We start from the raw sequence: 21,002 nt of genomic DNA, 5'->3' as shown, positions 1-21,002 counted from the left end.
GGCTTGTTACGGCTTTCAAAGATAATTCAGTTAAAGCCCAGACGCGCTGTTAGTGAGTCCTTCAAACTTGCTAGTGGCTGATTGGCGTCCATTAACATAATGTGTTCGTCATCGTTGGGTAATTCCAGACTTTCAAATTGCGAATGCAATAAATTGGCATCAAAGAAGTGCTCTGAGCGCCTTTGTAACCTTGCTGCAATCACCTGTTTAGACGTCTGCAGCATAATGCACTGAACAGAATAAGGGAGTGCTAAGAATAACTTTCGATGCGCTTTCCTCAGTCCTGAATAAGCCAGCACAAAACACTTATCTTCTGTCAGGTTTTGCTCAATAAATTCGATTATTCTGCCTATCCACGGCAACCTTTGCTCGTCCGTTAGCGGCACTCCAGCCGCCATTTGCTGTCGAGCAGACTCTGAATGAAAGTCATCCGCATCCAGAAATGAAGCACCAATTTCATCGGCTAACTGCTGTGCAACGGTGGTTTTGCCGCTTCCGCTCACGCCCATGATTATGATGAGGTGAAAAGGTTTCATGGGCTCACCGGTAACTTAACGACAACCGAAACATGTTTGTTGTAGGGTTCACATACCCAATGTTGTTGAATGACGCTCGCACCTTGGGCTGAAACCTGAATGTCTGTGACCTCAGTATCGCGTTCGTACTGAACTTGGTAGTAAACGCCTCTAAACCACCTCGCTGCCGAGGCCTTGTGCCAATCCGATGGCAATTGGGGCGCAACACATAAGCCTTGCACACCACCTTTTAATCCAAACAAACCTTCAATGACGGTTTGGTAGTACCATGCCATCGTGCCCGTGTTGAATAAATGACTGGATCGTCCTGCATGTTGTGGAAACTGAAAATAGGCTCCCCGGTAATAGTTTGGAATGTAGACCGGAAGTTGGCCTCTTTGCGAGACATCTTCTTCAGATGGCAACATGTTTTTCAACACTGCATAACCCTTGTTTCCGAACCCAGCTTCAAACAGTGCACACGCATAAAATACAGCAGCATGATTGTAAACGCTTCCATTTTCAGCCACGCCGGGAGATTTTTGGGTTACGCGGCCGATATCAGCGCGGAACTTGGTGTAACTGGGTGCCAATAACATGGGACCATAGGGAGTGTACAAATGCTTTTCGACTTGCTCAATGATTGTGTTGAGTTCATTTTCATTCTCTATGGCGCCACATAACACTGCCCAGCTCTGAGGATTAAGAAATATCTTCCCCTCAACATCCGTTTCTATTCCAAACACGTTATTGTCGTCAGTTATACCTCGAGCAAACCATTTACCAAGCTTAAAAAATTCTCGGATCTGTTGATTCAGTTGGTTTTGGCACGCTCGCCAATACTCTGCTGTTGCTGAATGGTTTGATTGCTCACATAAGGCTGACCACAACTTAAAACTGTAGGATGTGGCCATGCTAAGCCAAGCCGAAACACCTTTTCCTTTGTGACCCACCATGTTCATTGGATCACACCAATCGCCCTGATGAATCAGCGATAACCCTCGTTCATCCAAGTTCTTGTATAGGTGCTGCATCGCAGCTTCTACATGGTCGAATACGGTCTCTGCCCCGGCATCTGCGTAGGGACAAAACTCATTTAATATTTGCCTGTCGCCCGTCTCTCGTATGTAAGCATCAAGGAAAATGATTAGCCATACATTGTGGTCTGAATGGGGAACTTGATTGATATATTTCAGTTCAGCGTCGGGATGCAGCAAAATACCATCTGGCATTTCGCCCGATGAATGCTGTTGCCGCAGGGCAAATAGGAATGCGTCTTTTGCTTTCTCAGGATTGAGATAAAGCATCCCCATTTGATCTTGCAGATAATTGCGCGTTTGTGGATCGGTTGTTAAGCGGTTAGATTCTCCGTGATACTTCACCTGACGTGGTAACCACGTATTCACAAAGGTGCTAAAATCTGTATCGGGGCAGTCAATCTCAATCGGTGCATTGGTTGCACTGTCGGGCTGGTTGTTTGGGCCCTTGAATATAGAGAGTAAGCCGCGGATTTCATCTTCGTTATGAGCGGGACCAAACAACCACTGAAAGGATTCACAGTCACCTGGTTCAATGGTTAAGTCGAATTGCATTGCCGCAGTAGGTACTTCGTAACACGCGTTTTGTTGTGGCAACTTTGGTTGCATCACGCCATCAGGCTGCTGCAATCCGCCCATTCCTTCAAAGCTTTGTTGCATCGCTGTCCAGCTATCTGGCGTCCGATCTGAAGCGAAAAACGATTTGTCCTTTAATGCACTGATTTTCGCTTGGTCAGAGACTTTTTGGTAAGGCGTAATGCTGCTGGCAATTATCGTGTTAAGCTCTGGCGAAAACACTGCGCTTTGGTTCATCCACGACATGTAACCGAAAGGAAAATACGGATAGATTGACAAACTCCGGGCAACCTTGCTGAGGTTTTCAATCTTCAATGTCCAATGTTCAACAGCTTCATCTTCTGCTAGCGTTAGCGTTAAAGTATAACGGATAGATTGCTCTTCGATCACCCAGCGCAGTTTATTCTGAAAGTGTTCAAACAAGTATATCTCCGGAGCGTGCCTTACTGGTTCAAAGGGCATAGAAAACAGCGATTTCCCTGCTTCTTTAACGTAAACAAAACGCCCAGGGTGATGAGCAAAGTAGTGATGTTCTGGTTGCATGAAGGTTTGCGCTTCAATGTTCGGCGGTCGCGCATATTTTGCCGGTTCAGGCTGCATGAATTGGGCAACCGCATAACCTCGACAATTCATCTGAATCATCATTTTGGGATTCCACAAGAAGCCACATGCATTGGGTATTGCGGTTGGACTATGTAAATTGACTGACGCAGTGTCTGAATTAATCGAATAAATCCCAGACGGCATAATTAGGCTCCTTGAGTGGAGCGTTGTTGCGCTAACTGTTGATGAATGTCAACCATCTGCTGTTCACTCAATTTGTAAAGGGTTATACAAAACACAGATAGCAGTGCAAATACGCCAGGAATGATGGATATGAGCAAAACGATACCATGATTGGATTCGTGGGTTTGCACAACATTTGCTTGGTATCCAACGGCCGCCAATACCCAGCCAATGGAAGCGCCAGCCAAAGCGCCACCGAGTTTTTGTGAGAATGCCGCGGCGGCAAAAACCATAGCCGTTGAGCGTCGCCCTGTTTTTAACTCGGAGTAGTCTGCAGTATCTGCATACATGGAAAAAACTAAGGGAGACTTTGGTCCCAAACACAAACCAATGGCGATTTGTAACGCAAATATAAGTTCAATCTGGTCTTTTTCAACAAAATAGAACATGACTGAAAACACGGTGACAAGTGACATAAGCAGGATTAACAGTTGCCTTTTACCCAAAAGCTTTGTCAGTAACGGGGTACTGGCAGCACCAATGGCGAGCGAAATCATATATAACCCGGTAAATAGACCAATCAGATCTTCTCGCTCGACAAAGTACTTAAAATAAAAGGTGCCGACACTGGCTCTGATGGTAATGGTGAGCATGATGATCAGTGCCAGAGAAAACAGCACGATCCAGGGTTTATTGTGCAATAAGTCTTTGATGTCTTGCACAACCGAATGGGTTTCTTTCGCTATGGGTTGCACACGCTCTTTGCAAGATAAGAAAGTGATGCTGAATAAAACGGCGGCGATAACACCATAGGTAACCATGGTAAGTTGCCAGCCTACTGCATCATCTCCATTTCCATACCAACTTACCAGTTCCGGCGTAATATAAGCGACAATTGTGCCGCCTGAAAAGGCGCCAATGAATCGAAAGCTACTTAGCGCTGTTCGTTGTTGACTGTCCTGACTGATTACGCCCAACAGTGCACCATAAGGAACATTAATAAAGGTGTAGGCTAGCATCATAAAAACGTAAGTTGCGTAGGCCCAAATCAGGCGGCCATCTTGGTCCAAATCCGGTACGGTAAAAGTTAATACGCCGGCCGCGGCAAGGGGAATGATGCCCCACAATAGGTAGGGGCGAAACTTGCCAAATCGGGTTTTAGTGCGGTCAGCCAGTGCACCCATCATTGGATCAGTGAACGCATCGATGAGGCGAGTTACCAACATCATAGTGCCAACAGCGGCAGGAGATAGGCCGACGATGTCGGTGTAGAAGATAAATAGAAACACATCAAACACGCGCCAGTAGAAGTTGGAGGCTACGTCGCCCATCGCATAACCGAGCTTCTCTTTTAACGGCACGTGCATGTTACTTTCCTTTTGTTTATTGTTGTTTTAAGTAATGAGATAAGAATTCGGTGTGACTGGGTAGTGAAGTTAAGCGTTTGTCCACATCGTTTTTGATGGTTGCCATGAAACGCGACAATTCAGCTTGGTCCATTTCATCTACGATACGATGAAACTGTTTAGGCACTAGGCCCTGGCCTAACATCACTTGGGTCCAGGAGTCGACTCTAAATATGTCAAATTCATCCAGAAACACGCGTCCAGTGTCTTCAAACAACTGGAGTTTGTGCGCCAAAGAATCAGGTACATCCATCTGCTTACAGTAGCGCCAGAATTCGCTGTCATCTCGCTGAGTCACTTTGTAGTGCATTGTGATGAAGTCGAGAATACAGTCCATTTCGCAGCCAAGTTTGCGATTGTATTCGTCGGTTGCACTCTGAGTTACACCGTCAAATGGAAATAGCCGCATGAGCCTGACAATAGATGTCATGATAAGGTGAATACTGGTTGATTCAAGGGGTTCAATGAATCCCGAAGATAAACCAATTGCAATACAGTTTTTCTTCCAAGGTTGCTTACGTTTTCCAGGACGAAAACGAATATGATTGGGCTGATTGAGCGGCTCTCCGGTGACATTTTCACGTAGACGTTGTTCCGCTTGTTCTTTTGACAGGTGAGAACTGGAATACACCATGCCATTTCCGACCCGGTTTTGCAGTGGAATTTGCCACCGCCAGCCCGAATCATGAGCGATTGAGCGCGTGTACGGCAATGGCGCCTCTGTGGGTGAAGTTTGCATTGCCACGGCACTGTCGCACAACATATAGTGCGACCAATCTTCGTACCCAGAATGCAGTGCTTGCTCAATTAACAAGCCTCTAAATCCGGTGCAATCGATAAACAAGTCAGCGGTGAGCGTTTTACCTTTGTCTAAACTCAAACTAGAGATAAATCCAGTTGCCTGATCTACGCTCACCTTGTCGATTTTACCTTCAACCCGTTTTACGCCATGCTTTTCAGCGAACACACGTAAGAATTTTGCATAGCCAATAGCATCTAAATGATAGGCAAAGTTGATAGGGTTCTGCTCGTTGAAGCCAAATTTCTGTTGCTGTGCCGCTTTAAGCTCAAAGCAATAATCGCCAAACGCTTCGGCAATACCAAGCTGTTGCGCTTTTAGCCAAAAATGATGGAATTCACCGGCCCAACACTCTCTGCCCGTTACACCAAATGAGTGAATGTATACGTCATTTGCGGTGCGCCAATTTTCAAATTGAATGCCTAATTTGAAGGTCGCTTGTGTGGCGCGCATAAAGTCTCGTTCGTCGATGCCTAACAATCGATGAAAGGTGCGGATAGGTGGGATGGTCGCTTCACCCACACCTATGGTGGCAATTTGGTCTGATTCCACCAAGGTAATATCAAGTGATTTGCCAATTAACTTTGATAGGGCGGCTGCGGTCATCCAACCTGCAGTGCCGCCCCCTGCGATAATCACCCGTTTGACAGAATTTTGATAAGTCGTATTCATTTTTAACCTGTTTGTGCCAATCCACTTTGGGATTTTGCTGTCAGCCAATCACGATTAGAAGGTAATCCCTGTAACAGGCGAGAAACATACTCTGTATTTTTTGCGAATAATTGCTGACAGTGTTCAAGTTCAGCAGTGGACAACGAAGTGGATTGAGTGTGATAGTCCATTCCGTACAATACATATTGATAGCTGGCTGATGGGAAGACTTCTTCGTTTTCGATGAAGTCATACCTAGAGGGTGATTGGTGGCGCCAAAGCTCTAATAATTCGTGCAAAGAGTCTGGAATACTATTTTGGCTGCGGTTGTCTCGCCAATATTCGCTGTCTGTGCGCTCACTGATAGCATAATGAAGCTTGATAAAATCAATTACTCTTTGCCAACGATAACGAAAGCGTTGGTTGAATCGCTTGCGCACGGTGGGCATTTGCGTCATTAGACTAGGTAAGTGGTCACAGAGCATCGTCGCTGATAACTCGACCATAGCAAGAGCGGAAGCCTCTAGAGGTTCGATGAAACCCGAAGACATGCCAATTGCTACGCAGTTGCCTTTCCAGAATTCTTGTCTGTAGCCGGGTTTAAAATGCAAGACCCGCGGCGTTAATGCGCTCATAGCATCTTTACTCATTGAGCGTGCTAGATATTCTGTCAGCGACTGCTCAGCAGTCGCAGCATCGGTATATTGGCTGGCAAAAACATAACCTACACCCCGTCGGTTGCTTAGACCAATATCCCAAATCCAGCCTTCGGACTGCGCTGTGGCTAGGGTTGTTGAAACAATATCAGTTTGTGCAGAGTCATAGGGGGCCTGAACCGCTACAGCAGAGTCGTTAAATAGTACATGGCGTTGTGATATCCAAGGGACGTTAAAATGCTGGCCAATTAGCAGGGAACGCATGCCAGTGCAATCTACAAAAAGATCCCCCTGCACCATGCCATGTGTTTTACAGGTGACGGCATCGATATCATTGTTTGGATGTGCCGTAACGGATTCAACATGATCAACTAAGCAATTCACGCCTAACTGATCAATACAATGGTTTTTGACCAATTCGACAAATTTGTCCGCGTTGAAATGGTATCCATAATTGGTCACGCCAGCATAATCTGGTGTTTGAAGTTGTTTGGGTGCTTTACCATATGCACAGACTTGTGATTGTGCGCTTACGGTATCTGAGTAGGCTCGGTCTGGGTGCAATGCTCGCCAACCCGATGCGATATCTAGCTCTGCATAACCCGGTGGAGTCGTAAACGGATGTACGTAGTAGTCATTTTTTTCACCCGAACGCCATCCGTAAAAACTTGAACCTTGTTTGAACGACGCGTTGCAATGCAGCATAAATTGGGTTTCTGGTATGCCAATCTGTTGCAGTGTGTGCCGCATAGATGGCCATGTGCCTTCACCGACACCAATTGTCGCGACATCTGGGGATTCTATCACCGTGATTTTGATACCTTGTGAACGCTGAGCAGTGATTCGTGCTGCTAGCAGTCCAGCAGTAAGCCAACCGGCACTTCCGCCGCCAACAATGACAATATGATGATTATGCATTTACAGTTACTGGTTGTGATTATTAACTTCAGAATAGCCTGTGTCGATCCCTAAGGGAAGCTGCCATCCTTGGCAGACTCACACACACGACTTTCACAGAAACAGTGGCTTAAAACGAGGCCCTAATACCCAGAGCGTAGCGGGCACCTAATTGTTCCAAGCGCCATAGTTGAGCAGACGTTCGACCATGTCGACGACTGTTCTCTTCAGTGATATTGATCCCTTCAAGGAACACCGTCATTGTGTCGTTGATTTCGTAAGAAATGTTGAAATCTATTTGCGACAAGGACTCCGTATAACCCGGTTCGTTGACATATTGTGTTGCGTTGTCGAGGAAGTTGTCGCGCCAGTTATAGGCAATCCGCGCTTGAATGGCATCTTTTTCGTACATCAAAATCAAGTTTGCCGTATCACTCAAACCAACTAGTGCAAACTGTGTAACAGACGGGTCGGCGTTATTATCAAAGCCTACATCGCCGTTTACGGTTGTGTAGTTAGCATGGACGCCGAAACCACTGTCTCCGAAGAAATGTTGCGCAGCTAATTCGAACCCATAGATATTGGCACTTTTGTTATTAACGGGTTTAGCGTTAATAAATGTTAGCAAAGGGTCGCTATCGTTAGGCAATACATCGAATTGTGCTTCAAACTGCTCATCACTAAGAGAGAAGTAATCAATACCATTTTCCATAGCCGCAACCATATTGAATAGCGTGGTATCACTTAGTGGAATGCCCAAGCGCTCCAATTCGGCTTGCGCTGCTTGAGCACGAGGACCAGCGGTGGCATCACGTAATCCGAATACGCTTTCTTCAACCTGTTCGTTACCAATGAAGTTGCGCACACGTTTGTCATAGAAGCCGACAGACACGTAGCTTGTTTCATCGAAATAGTATTCAAAGGACAAATCCAAGTTGTCAGACTCTAGTGGCACAAGCGATGGGTTACCCGAACTAGCTGTTGCGGTTGCCTCTCCGGTGATCAACGTAGGGCCGCTTGGAGGACTCACTGTTGCTGCTGCACTGAGGTTGTTATAGGTGGGTCTGGCTATCGTTTTACTGTATGAGAACCTCGCCATCATGCCTTCAGCAACTTCAAGGTTAAAATCTAAAGCAGGCAGAACATGGTCGTAAGAGGACGTCACGCTCACATCTTCCATGGCACTTCCGAAACGCACGTTAAAATCGTTGTTGCCTTCCCATGCAACACCACTTGGTAAGCTAATGTTGGCAATAGACGTTGTTTCAGTATCTTCGTATCTGACACCAGCAAGAACGTCGTAAGGCATGCCGTTAAGCTCGCCACTAATATCAAATTCAAAATAAAGTGCAGTGATGTCTTCTTCTATTGTTCGATTAGTTGCAAATGGATTGTTTGCTACAAAATCAAAACCATATGCTTGCGAAGCAAATGCACCCAGTTCGGCGACATTGCCAGTGAAACCTTGACTAAAGATACCACTGGTATTGTAGTCATTAAATTCTTCAGCGAGGCTGATGGGAGAGAGGATACCAGCAGGCAATTCACCAGGGTTCTCGATACCCCAGTTACCCATTGTATGCCGAGTAAGCGACTGCATGGATGTGCTTTCCATTGCACGTGACTCAATACCAAAATTAATACTTCCGTCATCAAACATGTACTGACCATCAATGCGGGCTTGAGTTACGTCGGTTTCTTGGGAACTAAACTGCATGTCCAAAATCGATGTGCCGACATCGTCCTGATCCAGAACTCCATTTGGATTCAAGTTCCCACGAGCTTCGTCATCAAAATCAACTAACATGATTGGGAATTCGCCGCTAAAGTCAACACCTTGACCTCGCACAACATTTGCCCCTAAACCAAGGTTGGTCCAAGTACCATAGGGCGCATCGGGAAGACCATCAGCTGAAGAACGGTGGAAATCAAATGCCAAGAACAGATCATCGGTGACATTGTACTCAACATTTAGACCAATAGATTTGTTTTCATTAACCTGGTTCAACTCTTGAACGGCTAACCCTAAGTCTCGCGGTAATAAGTCGCGACGTTCTTGGCGAATGCCAATAGGGGTTTTGACCGTTTCATTATCAAACGTCAGTTCAGCAAAATAGCGATCATCCATCCAAATCGACTGTTCCGCTCTGGCTTCAAATAAGTCTTGTTTAGAATAGGTGTAATCTAAAGTTGCAACAATGTCGTCACTCGGTGCAAATTGCACTGTCAACTGTGCGTTTGTTCTTTCACGCTCTCGGTCAGCGATAAAGTAGCGTAAATCAGACGGTATTGCGAAAAGCTGCCCCATAGCCGGAGCATTATTTAACACAACGGGGGCACCACTGGCAGGGTTGTTTGGATCGGGTGATTGCGGCACAGTGCCGTCAAAAGGATTGACCCGCCACTGGTTAACGAATGCGCCCACGGCAGCACTGTCACGGTCTTGGAAACTTGCAGAAAGTGAAACACCAAAACGTTCGTCTTCATCAGTCCAATTAACAAACGTCGAAACTTCAGGGGTGACATCATCACCTACACGGTTGGTTGTATCGTGAAGTGCCTTGATACCAACGGTAGCTGAAAAACCCGATTCAACAGCGTCAAAAGGACGCGCAGTACGAATGTTGATTGAAGCACCAATACCACCCGTGGCAATACTTGCTCTGCCGGTTTTATACACTTCTACCGCACGCACACCCTCTGATGCGAGATCGGAGAAGTCGAATGCTCGGGAATTAGCCGCCCCGCCACCGGCAGGTAGCGCAGACCCCGGCATTGTCCGACCATTCAACGTCACCATATTGAAGTCAGGACCAAACCCACGCGCGGTAACCTGATTACCTTCACCATTATTTCTTGAGATTGAAATACCGGTAATACGTTGTAAAGATTCAGCCAGATTAGTGTCTGGGAATTTACCAATATCCTCTGCAGAAATGGCATCAACGACGCCCGATGATTCTCGTTTTATGTTCATGGATTCTTGAACACTTCCACGGATACCAGTGACCTGGATTACTTCAACATCATCTGCATCTTGTGCAAGAAGCGGAAATGCAGTACCCACACCAAGAATAACCGACACGCTTCTCGCGATTAAGGTGTGTTTAAAATTAGTCTGTTTAGCTTTCATGTATAAGCCCATAGTATGTTAATTGGAGCCCCTAAACAGAGCCCTTAGTGTGCAATTGCTCATTGCTGTTGTTACGGCAATGAGTCACGCTTTGTAATATTTTGGTGTAAGCGCTTACATTTAAGCCTAATTCATGACTTGTATTTGATCAACTTATTTTTAACATTAAATTAAAATATCACGAACATAATTATTATATTGTTGATATTAAAGGATAATAAAACTCGTCTGGAATCTAAGTTTGGCTATTAAATGTACTGTGATTGTTGGTGTAAAAAGTAATAAAAAATGAATTACGCTTACATTTTTGGTGTTTTCTTTGTGCGAATATACACAAAAAAGTGGTGTTAAATTTTATCGGTGTGTTATAAGTAAGCGTCGATGTAAGTGAAGTGATTTATGGCAACTATATATGAAGTATCTAAATTAGCTGGGGTATCGCTGGCTACTGTGTCTCGCGTTATTAACGACAGCAGCGCCGTCAGAAAAACCACCAAAGATAAAGTTGAGCGGGCGATGAAGCAGCTCAATTACAAGCCTAATTCGGTTGCTAAGTCATTGGCTTCTAACCGATCTGATTGTATAGGTGTATTGGTAAGCGAGTTAAAAAGTCCTTTCTTTACTCGAATGATGGGAGCTATCGACGCGGAGTGTCGACAATTCGAAAAACATATCGTTGTCACAGCCAGTGAGAATGACCCTTTGCATGAAAAAGAAGGCATTGAATTTCTCATCGGCCGTAACTGTGATGCCTTAATCCTGCACGTTGAGAGTTTGTCCGACGAATACTTGATAGAGTTGAGTCAGGGCAAGGTACCTATCGTGATATTGAATCGTCAAATTCCACAAATTAGTGATCATTGTATTAGTCTGAACAATGAATTGGGTGGGTACTTGGCAACAAAAGCGGTTATCGAGCATGGGCATAGGAACATCGTATATATATCTGGCCCCGAACATAAAAAGGATGCTATACAGCGTTTAGCAGGCCACAGAAGGGCCCTAATGGAAGCAGGGATAGGTATTGATCAGACACGAATTTTTACTGGTGACTACTTGCAAACTGGCGGCCAGGAGGGGTTTAAACACTTCCATGACAGCGGCATACAATTCAGTGCAGTGGTGTGCGGAAATGACGAGATGGCAACAGGTGTAATGGCTACTGCTCGAGAATGTGGTTTGTCTTTGCCTGAGGATTTATCTGTCATGGGATTTGATAATGTCGTATTTTCTCGTTATACCTTTCCCCGTCTTTCCACGGTAGACAACCCAATTACTGACATGGGCAAGATGGCTGCACGCATCATAATGGAAGATGTATATAAGAAATCGATGGGCTCGATTAACAAATCATTCGAACCGTCACTTGTAATTAGAGAATCTGTGTCTCGCATAACGAAGGACTAAATTAACATAGAGGCCTATTACCCATTATTGAACCTGTCAGCATTTAAGCTTTCTTTTGAAGAAAGCGCCATGCAAGTACCTAACTTAAGGCTCTGGGCATATAACCTAAACAGCAATGTTTAAGTTAACAAATATTGAACACGTTAAGAGTGCTGATTCTATAAAAACGTCTGGTAACAAGTGTTATATTGTTGATGATTTGTGCTTAAAAAACTTTGTCTACCTGGCGAAACACTTATGGCGCGCACTCGTTATTTTTATTCCTGTTGTGATAGTGACTGGAAGCGGTTTGCTACTTCAAGTAAAAAAGCGAGAATTCAACAAATTACTTCCGACTAAAATACATAGGTTAAATTGAATTCAATATTTGGGCCCAGCGCATTGGGCGCTAAGTCATCAGTGCTTAGCGCATAGACCTTATCAGTGATATTTGATGCCAACACTCGCATGGACAAAGACGGCGATATCATGTGCTGGTAACCGGCACGAAAATGTACAACTTTCTTTGTGGGTAACTCACTACTGCCTACTCGTCGATGTGCGTGTCGATAAGCCATGTTGATCCACAGTTCATGTGAGTCCTGATGCCAGCCCAGTTTCATATTGTGTTGATGTGGGCTCACATCATTGATGGGCATGTCATTATTATCTTCACCCCACAACCACTGCCCATGTAGTTTGAGGTACAGATTCGGCGACAAGATCCAATGAGAGTGATAACTGACACCATCAATTTCAGCATCGCCCAGGTTAACGTATTGTTGAAGCAAAGAGCTCAAATCAATACGTTCAATGTAATTGTCGATTTGTTGATGGAATACGCTGACACCCAATGAAACATGTTGCCCTTGATAATCAATATCTAGCTGTATATTTTTAGCGTTTTCAGTCTCAAGGTTAGGGTCACCTTGGGATATCCCTCGTGGCGTATTGCCAAAAAAGAAACGTTCGGTGAGTGTGGGGGTGCGAAATGCGCTACTCAAATAGAAGCGAGTTGACCAGCTCTGGGACCACTGTTTTTTAGCAACCAAAAAAGCACTAAGATTGGAATCACTGACACTTATTGACGTTCCCACATCAGAGTGCTGGGCTATGTGCTCGAGTCTCACTCCAGTCGCTATGCGCCAATCTTTCAATTGCCGAACAATATCCGTCGATAATGACCACGCTTGCTGATGAGCATCAAGGTTGGTTCTATCAAATACCAATTCTCCTTCAGCTGTTGCCTCTTGTTCGGAAGCCTTTACGCCACGACGGGCGTCAAACGCCAGTTGCCAATCTAATTGCCAATTTCCAATAAATGACGTGTCGCCAACTCTGGCTCCCCAACCAAGGGCCGCGTTTTGTAGGGAATTGGTTCGTTGCTCTGGACGCACGATCGATGTATCAAGGCGAGCTTTGTGCGCATAAACCCCGGCATTGAGCCAATCAAAATCCAGCTTAGCAAGCCAATGATCGTTATTGGGGTATCGCGTTAGGCGACTGTTGATGGGATCAGAATTGGCTTTACCTATGTTATTCGCGCTCGAAATAACAAAGAGTGCATCGCTTATTGAATATTCTTCCGATGTTTGTCTGATCCAAATGACTGACTGTTCAAAGCCATTGAATAGAGGCTGGTTTGCGCTGTCTTTACCATTGTTAGCGTGACGAAGGCTTCCCCCCCAATAAAGGCGGCTGTTTTCTAAAACTCGTCCACCTAATGTCTGAATGCTTCGATAATCTTGTTGCAGATCCAACGTCGTGCTCAGCGTTGGAGTGGTGGTGGCGGCAAGTTGTAAATCGATACCACCACCTAATGCGCCTGATCCTAACTGTGTTGACGCTGCGCCTGACAACACATAGGCACTGCCAACCATACCTGGGGCGATAAATTCTGCGGCGTTACCCGATCGCCTTTCACTATGGATAGGCACACCTTCGATCATTGTTTGAATGCGCCATCGAGATAGGCCGCGAATGCTGAGAGTTTGCAGTAGTCCCCCTTGACCATTAAAATTTACGCTTGGTGAGGCAGTAAACAATTCCGCAATAGAGCCTGTTTGCTCAATGGCTGAAGTATCGACAACGTCTATAGGCAGTAACCCATTGAGGTCGTTCAGGTAACTCGGCTTTTTGCCGACAACCAGCACATGGTCGTTCACTTGTTCAGATGCGTGTGTAAGCAATCCAATTGTGCAGGATAATAGAGCAAAAATTCTTGGAAAAAGGATCATAGATGAAAGCGAAATCGAGTCGCCGCCAACAGTGCGACGACTCATAGTTAGCCTTATAGTGTTGGCAAAGGTTGTCCCGGCGCCCAAGGTGCGCCAGCATCTTTAAGCTTTTGTTCAAACGCAGGGATACGTTGCTCAAGGATGATATTCAGTGCCTTGCTAAGCTCTCGCAATTCCTCAGTCGCGATGTTCAGACTTTCGCGTATCGCGGGCGTTGGGCCATAGGTCGATCTAAATGTACCAATACTCGCATGGCTGAGCCGATCGTAAATACCCGGATGATTCCATGCACCCACCTGATTTTTCGCTTTGTTACCATTAAGTTGGCTGTCTAGAGCGTTCAAGCTATTTCTAAGTTGGGTATATTGTGCATCCAAGGTTCCCGGTGCCGACAATGCTCTGTCCATTGCGATTTCTAAAGAGGCCAAATGCTTATTCGCGCCTTCAAGTGCTTCACTGACTGCACTAGCGACGCCTTGCACATTGGCTAATTGCTTCCAAAATGCAGCGACTTCTTGTGGTGTTGCACCGTCCAAGGCGCCGCCTTTACGCAGTGGTTCAACCTCAAACGTTTGCTCACCGGATAAATCTGTAACCACGCCATTGACCTCTTTGCTCATGGACAAAGAATAGGTACCGGGAGCAACCATCATGCCTTGAGGATCTCCCAACCAAGAGCCTTCGGTAATACTCACCGCTTCATGAGGTGGCCAACGCAGGTCCCAAGTTACCCGCTGGATCCCTTTTTTGGTTGGCCCTGATATACGACGCACAACATTGCCTTGAGCATCTTTAACGGTAAACCAGATGGCAGTTGGTTGTTCACGTTCCTCTGCTTCTAACGCTTCCCAGCTTGGGAAAGAAATCTTCTTTTTGTCTTCTTTCAGTTCTTTTTCTCGCTTTTTGCGAAGGGCTTTTTGCGTTTTTAATTCGTCTTTTAAGTAATAAGTAAAAGTGGCACCATACTCTGGATTAGGGGCGGCGTATAAACTTGCGCCTTGCGAACCTTTATCTCTTAAGCCTAGGGTGCCTCTTTCGATATACCACCACGCTTTGCGAGTAGGGAATAAGATCGCCTCCTGTTGCAGGGCTTTTTCTGATAGGTTACGCAAAGCTGAGTAGTCATCAAGGACATAGAATCCTCTACCGAAACTTGCACCGACTAAATCATTTTCACGGCGTTGAATGGCTAAGTCACGGAACGAAATTGTGGGTAAACCACCGTCCAGCTCAACCCATTTTTTGCCACCGTTGGGCGTGAAAAATAAACCAAATTCAGTACCAGCGAACAACAAGTTTCTATCGACATGATCTTGCACCACGCGCCAAACCAAATGTTTGTCAGGTATGTTACCTGCAATAGATTTCCACGATTTTCCTCGGTTAGTGCTTTTTAAAATATAGGGTTTGAAATCGCCATATTTGTGGTTGTCCAGGGTGACATACACGGTGTCTGCATCAAATAAGTCAGCTTTGATATCATTCACAAAAGCGGTGTCAGGTACCTTGGGTAAATCACCAACTTCTATCTTACGCCACTTTTGTCCGCCATTCTCAGAGACTTGAATGAAACCATCATCAGTACCAGCGTAAATCAAGCCTTCTTGCAAAGGTGATTCAGCCAGAGATGTAATGGTTGAGTATTGTGACATTGCATAGATATCCCATGCACCGTCCCAGCTTTGTTGGCCCCCCATAATAGGCTGTCGAATTCGTTCGCGATTTCCAGTCAGATCGCCCGAAATGGCCTGCCAGGTATCGCCACGATCTTCTGAGCGCCACACCCTATGAGAAGCAAAATATAAACGGGTTGGCTTGTGAGGACTCACCAAGATTGGTGCATCCCAATTGAATCGCTCCGGACCTTCGCCTTTGGCAGGTTGAGGTTGTACATAAACCATCTCACCATTGGTGCGATCAAAACGTGTTAAGTTTCCCTGTTGCCACTGGGCATAAACGATGTCTGGATTACCTGGTTCAGTAGCTGGCTGATGGCCATCACCAAAAAGAATAACTTCCCAATCCGCATTTAAAATCCCATGCAAGGTGTCAGTACGAGAGGGACCACCTTGAGTGTTGTTATCTTGTGTACCACCATAGATATTGTAAAAGGGTGCTTCATCATCAACGGCGACTTTGTAATACTGAGTTATTGGCAGGTTGCTGACGTAACGCCAGTTTTCTCCATTGTCAAAGCTCTCATAGATCCCGCCGTCAGATCCTACCATCATGTAGTTTTTGTCAGAGGCAACAAATTCCATCGCATGATTGTCAGAGTGTTTATCCTCTTCTTTCATAGTGACGAAGGTCTTACCGCCGTCTTTAGATTCTTGCATACGCACGCCAGCAAGATAAATATGATCGAAATAGTGGGGGCTGACATAGAGTTCCTGATAATAATGTGGGCCGGTTCCACCGGCTACCGCGTCAGCGCCTTTCTCCCAAGACGCGCCTCGATCTGATGAGCGATACACTGCCCCTTTGCGGCGATCAAGTTCTATCGCGGCATACACTACATCAGGCTGCATAGGTGAAATGGCTAAACCAATTTTACCCATTTCACCTTCAGGCAAGCCATTCTCAAGCTCAGTCCAGGTGTCCCCTCCGTCGACCGATTTATGGATGCCAGATCCTGGGCCACCACCATAATAAGCCGCAACTGTTCTATGCCGTTGCCAAGTAGCCGCATAGATCACATTCGGGTCTCGTGGATCCATGACAATATCAGTAACGCCGGTCCACTCATCGTCGCCAAGTGTACGGGTCCAGGTATCGCCACCGTCGGTAGATTTGTAGAAGCCACGCTCCCCACCTTTGGCCCACAGGTTGCCTTGTGCAGCGACCCAAATCGTATTCGAATCTTTAGGATGAACGATGATTTCAGAAATATGTCGACTGTCTTTGAGCCCCATATTTTTCCATTTGTTACCGCCATCTTGACTGCGATAGATACCGTCTCCAAAACTAACGTGTCGGCCACCAACATTTTCCCCGGAGCCTACCCAAATGGTATTCGAATTCTGCGGATCCAGCACTACTGCACCAATAGAATATACCGGTTGTTTATCAAAAACGGGCTTCCAGGTTACGCCAGAATTGACGGTTTTCCAGACTCCACCTGATCCAACGCCAACATACCAGGTACTTTCATCGTTGGGGTCGATGGCGATATCGGCAATTCGGCCAGACATAAACGCTGGCCCGATATTACGAAACTTCAGTTCTTTAAACGTTTCACTGGATAAAGCTGAATCATCTTTATCGTCTTTTGCTATCGCGGTTGACATAGAACAACTGATAGTCAACGCGGCGGCCACAATTAGGCCGTTTATGCGTTTAAACATAGTATTTCCCTAACTCTTTATTGTTTTTTGGGGTAAAAAATCGTTCAGTCCAAGATTTGTATATAGAAAATTGCGTTGAGACTCAAACACGCTCGGTTAAGTGTTTTAATCAAAGCCGCCTAATGAAAGGCGGCTTTTTTCTACTTACTCTATCGTGGGAATCCGGCCCGGTGTCCAGGGCGCACCAACAGATTCAAGCTGGTTTTCGAGCGCCGTTAACTCAGACTGTAACACTTTGAGTTGGTCTGCTACGCGAGTATATTCAGCTTCTGCGATATCCAATGACGCCAAATGGTTACCCGATACTTTGTTCTGACTACCACTAATTGCGTAGTACAAGCTGAAAGTACGGCCTGATACAGACCAGGGAACCGGTTCTTGGCGAGCTCTTACTGTAGCATCTCCATCCAACAGCACGCTTAATTGTGCCAGTCTAGCTGTTAGTGCTCGAACTGCCTGGGCATGTTGCTCAGTCGAAGACGGTGTTAAGTCTACTGCTGCAGTTAAATGCTTGATACGGTCGCGCAATTCACCTTGTGCTTTAGACGCTCCACGCACTGAGCGGAATAAATTAGCAGCCCGCTGCTGAACCGCCAGCAATCCTTCGCGGTCATTGGTGATTTCAGGGCTGTTATTCAACAGTTTTAAGTTGAATGTTTGTGGTTCAGACAGCGCTGATACTTTACCGAATTGTCGCTTTTTAAGGGTGACGGTGTATTGTCCGGGTAATGCGATAGGGCCTTTAGGCGGGATTGCCCAAGGTGGCACATAGCCTGAAGGTTTAGATAGGTTGACTGGCGCAGAAGACGGATAGTGCATGTCCCATGCGACACGATGAAAACCCTTGCTAGCAGTAGCATCAACACGGCGAATGACTTGACCTTGCGCATCTTTAACTTCTAGAAATACACTCGGCGCTTCTTCTTGATCTTCTTTTCGCAAGGTATCCCAGCTAGGGTAGGGGGTGTCACCACCTTCTTTTTCAATGACTTTTTCTTTTTCCCGTCGTTGTTTTTGTAACGTCTCAAAACCATCTCTCAAATAGTATGAGAATACCGCTCCATAAGCAGGGTTGTCGGCAGTGAAAAAGGCATCACCATTAGATCCATTGCGTTCGCCGCCGTATTGATAGCCTTGCAGATACAGCCAGCTATCTTTAACCCCAAACAGTGTCGCGGTCTGCTTTTTCAAGTCATCAGCTTTTGTCCGCAGTGGCGAGTAATCGTCCAAAATGTAAATCCCGCGGCCAAAGGTACCAACAACTAAATCACTTTCACGACGTTGGATTTCCAAATCACGCACGGCGATTGTGGGGAATTTTCCTTTCATGGGAGACCAATTTTTACCGCCATTTTGACTAACAAACAGGCCAAACTCAGTGCCGACAAACAACAGGTTTGGATCAACATGATCTTCAGCTATGGTATGCGCCGAGCCCCAATCTGGAAGGTCGTTGCTGATGAGTTTCCAGCTTTTACCTTTGTTGGTCGTTTTGAATACATAAGGTTTATAATCACCACGTTTGTGATTGTCGAATACCGCATAGGCTACATTTTCGTTGTGCAGAGAAGCGATAATATCTTCCACTAAAGACATGTCGGGCACACCGCGGAAACTGTCCTCGGTACGCCAATTCTGTCCGCCATCCTCTGTAACACTGATCAGTCCGTCATCTGAACCGACGTAAATCAAACCTTCTTTTAAAGGACTTTCGTTGAGTGCAATGATCGAGCCGTACATGGATGTCGACGCATTCTTAGCGATAGTGTCCACACTCCAAACTCTATCCATCACTTTTAACTTGTTGCGGTCGATTTGGCGAGTTAAATCAGGGCTGATAACTCGCCACGTTTCACCGCGATCATCAGTTTGGAACAATTTCTCTGCGGCGTAAAAAAGTCGAGTTGGACTGTGTGGACTCAATAATAACGGCGAATTCCAATTCCATTTGTAGGCATTTTCTCCCATTTTAGGGTGAGGTGTAATTGACACACGTTCTCGGGTACGCCTGTCATATCGAGCTAAGCCACCGTATTGGTATTGGGCGTATATGATGTTTGGGTCATTTGGGTCAATTTGCGGTTTATACCCGTCTCCACCAATGACGATATTCCAGTCTGCATTGGTGATGCCATGAATAACCTCGGTGCGAGAGGGGGCGCACAAGGAATTGTTGTCTTGAGTGCCACCGCATACGTTATAAAAGGGTTCTGCGTTATCGGGTTGTGCGCGGTAAAACTGCCCAAGTGGCAGATTTTGCGCCCATCGCCATTTTTGGCCTCTATCCCAACTTTCGTAAACGCCGCCATCACCACCCATGATGAGGTGATTGGTATTTTTTGGATCTATCCAAAGAGCATGATCATCGACGTGACGAAATTCATTGGAAAGAGCGTTGAAGGATTTTCCGCCATCTTCAGACACTGTGGTAAAGGTATCAAGGGAATAAACACGCTCTGGATTTAGCGGGTCTACCACTAATTCGTTGTAGTACTGTGGACTGCTGGTCATGTGCCCCGAGCGTTTATTCCACGTTTGACCAAAATCTTCAGAACGGTAGACACCCTTATCTTTGTCGTTGGATTCAACAATGGCATACAACATGTTGGGAGATGAAGGCGCCATTGCAATGCCAATGCGGCCCATGTTTTCTGCAGGCAGGCCTGACGAAATACGCGACCAGGTTTTTCCGCCATCGGTAGTTTTGTGTATACCGCTGCCTGGCCCACCATTAATCAGCGTCCAGACATGCCGACGACGTTGGTAACTAGTGGCAACAATGTTGTTGGGATCGGCCGGGTCGACAACAAATTCATTCACCCCAGTGTAAATATCAATATCTAAAATACGTTCCCAAGACTTTCCACTATCTGTGGTTTTATATAAGCCTCTGTCACCACCATTACTCCAAAGAGGGCCTTGAGAAGCAACTAGGACATGGTTGATGTCGTTGGGATCAATCCAGATTTGTGAAATGTGGCCTGAGTTTTTTAAGCCCATATGCTCCCACGACTTTCCGCCATCCGCAGACTTGTAAACGCCATCACCATATGCCACAGAACGCTGCGAATTATTTTCGCCTGAGCCGAGCCATAGTACATTGGAGTTTGAAGGTGCCATTTCAATGACCCCAATCGCATAGGCTCCTTCTTTTTCAAAAAGGGGAGTCCAGGTTGTCATGTTGTTTGTGGTCTTCCAGAGATTCCCAGAAGCAGTGGCAACATAGAATTCGTTTGAGTGATTAGGGTTGACTGCGAAATCAGAGATTCGCCCTGAAATCATTGCTGGTCCTATGTTGCGCAAAGGAATATTAGCGAGTGGATTTTCAGGTGCATCTTTAGCGACGATGTGCGTTGATGTGACAAAAAACGCGACAGCAAGACTACCTAATACTAGATATTTAGATATTGACATGATTTTGTTTCCTGAGGGGAAAGTCCCTTTTCTGACGTTTTATTTTGTTTTTTATTTACACAAACATAACACAATCAAGCATATTCGCTATTTGAAAAATAAAAGTAATTGTCGATCCACAACGATTTTTGTATGGGTTTATGTACTAAATATTAATTTCCAAACTTTCTATACATGCAACTTAATCTGGGTTTACAATTTTTGAATTAGTATCTTCAATACACT

10 protein-coding genes are annotated in these 21,002 nt (G+C 45.6%); 1 reads left to right on the top strand and 9 read right to left on the bottom strand.

What is annotated here, in order from left to right; translation table 11 throughout:
- Nucleotides 1-26: 26 nt before the first annotated feature.
- The 6 genes from FM019_RS07875 to FM019_RS07850 form a co-directional block, all read right to left on the bottom strand.
- Complete coding sequence (locus FM019_RS07875) at nt 27-536, bottom strand: gluconokinase (protein WP_143835381.1); 510 nt, start codon at nt 534-536, stop codon at nt 27-29.
- Entirely contained in the window at nt 533-2,875 is a 2,343-nt protein-coding gene (locus FM019_RS07870) for a GH36-type glycosyl hydrolase domain-containing protein (protein ID WP_143835380.1), read from the bottom strand. Before FM019_RS07870 ends, FM019_RS07875 begins: the two co-directional genes overlap by 4 nt.
- 2 nt (nt 2,876-2,877) lie before the next feature.
- Nucleotides 2,878-4,221 (bottom strand): MFS transporter, encoded by a 1,344-nt coding sequence (locus FM019_RS07865; RefSeq protein WP_143835379.1) that lies wholly within the window; start codon nt 4,219-4,221, stop codon nt 2,878-2,880.
- 16 nt (nt 4,222-4,237) lie between these two features.
- Complete coding sequence (locus FM019_RS07860; protein WP_143835378.1) at nt 4,238-5,731, bottom strand: tryptophan halogenase family protein; 1,494 nt, start codon at nt 5,729-5,731, stop codon at nt 4,238-4,240.
- 2 nt (nt 5,732-5,733) lie between these two features.
- A complete protein-coding gene (locus FM019_RS07855) occupies nt 5,734-7,284 on the bottom strand; it encodes a tryptophan halogenase family protein (protein ID WP_143835377.1) in 1,551 nt (516 codons plus the stop codon).
- Nucleotides 7,285-7,393: 109 nt separating this feature from the next.
- Nucleotides 7,394-10,408, bottom strand: coding sequence for a TonB-dependent receptor (locus FM019_RS07850; protein ID WP_409553368.1), 3,015 nt, complete (start codon nt 10,406-10,408; stop codon nt 7,394-7,396).
- A 387-nt stretch (nt 10,409-10,795) separates the two neighbouring features.
- On the opposite strand from FM019_RS07850, the gene FM019_RS07845 reads away from it, so the two are divergent.
- Nucleotides 10,796-11,803, top strand: a complete 1,008-nt coding sequence (locus FM019_RS07845) for a LacI family DNA-binding transcriptional regulator (RefSeq protein ID WP_143835375.1) — start codon at nt 10,796-10,798, stop codon at nt 11,801-11,803.
- Nucleotides 11,804-12,138: 335 nt separating this feature from the next.
- Here FM019_RS07845 and FM019_RS07835 read toward each other — a convergent pair whose 3' ends face one another.
- From FM019_RS07835 to FM019_RS07825, 3 genes are all read right to left on the bottom strand, one after another.
- Nucleotides 12,139-14,064, bottom strand: coding sequence for a TonB-dependent receptor plug domain-containing protein (locus FM019_RS07835; RefSeq protein WP_143835373.1), 1,926 nt, complete (start codon nt 14,062-14,064; stop codon nt 12,139-12,141).
- An 8-nt stretch (nt 14,065-14,072) separates the two neighbouring features.
- Entirely contained in the window at nt 14,073-17,363 is a 3,291-nt protein-coding gene (locus FM019_RS07830) for a VPS10 domain-containing protein (RefSeq protein ID WP_143835372.1), read from the bottom strand.
- 144 nt (nt 17,364-17,507) lie between these two features.
- Nucleotides 17,508-20,777, bottom strand: coding sequence for a VPS10 domain-containing protein (locus FM019_RS07825; RefSeq protein ID WP_143835371.1), 3,270 nt, complete (start codon nt 20,775-20,777; stop codon nt 17,508-17,510).
- Nucleotides 20,778-21,002: the final 225 nt, after the last annotated feature.

This window comes from Aliiglaciecola sp. M165 (assembly GCF_007197995.1).
GTDB lineage: Bacteria > Pseudomonadota > Gammaproteobacteria > Enterobacterales > Alteromonadaceae > Aliiglaciecola.
The sequence above is the reverse complement of the archived record's forward strand: the minus strand, read 5'-3'. Positions and strand labels throughout refer to the sequence as shown.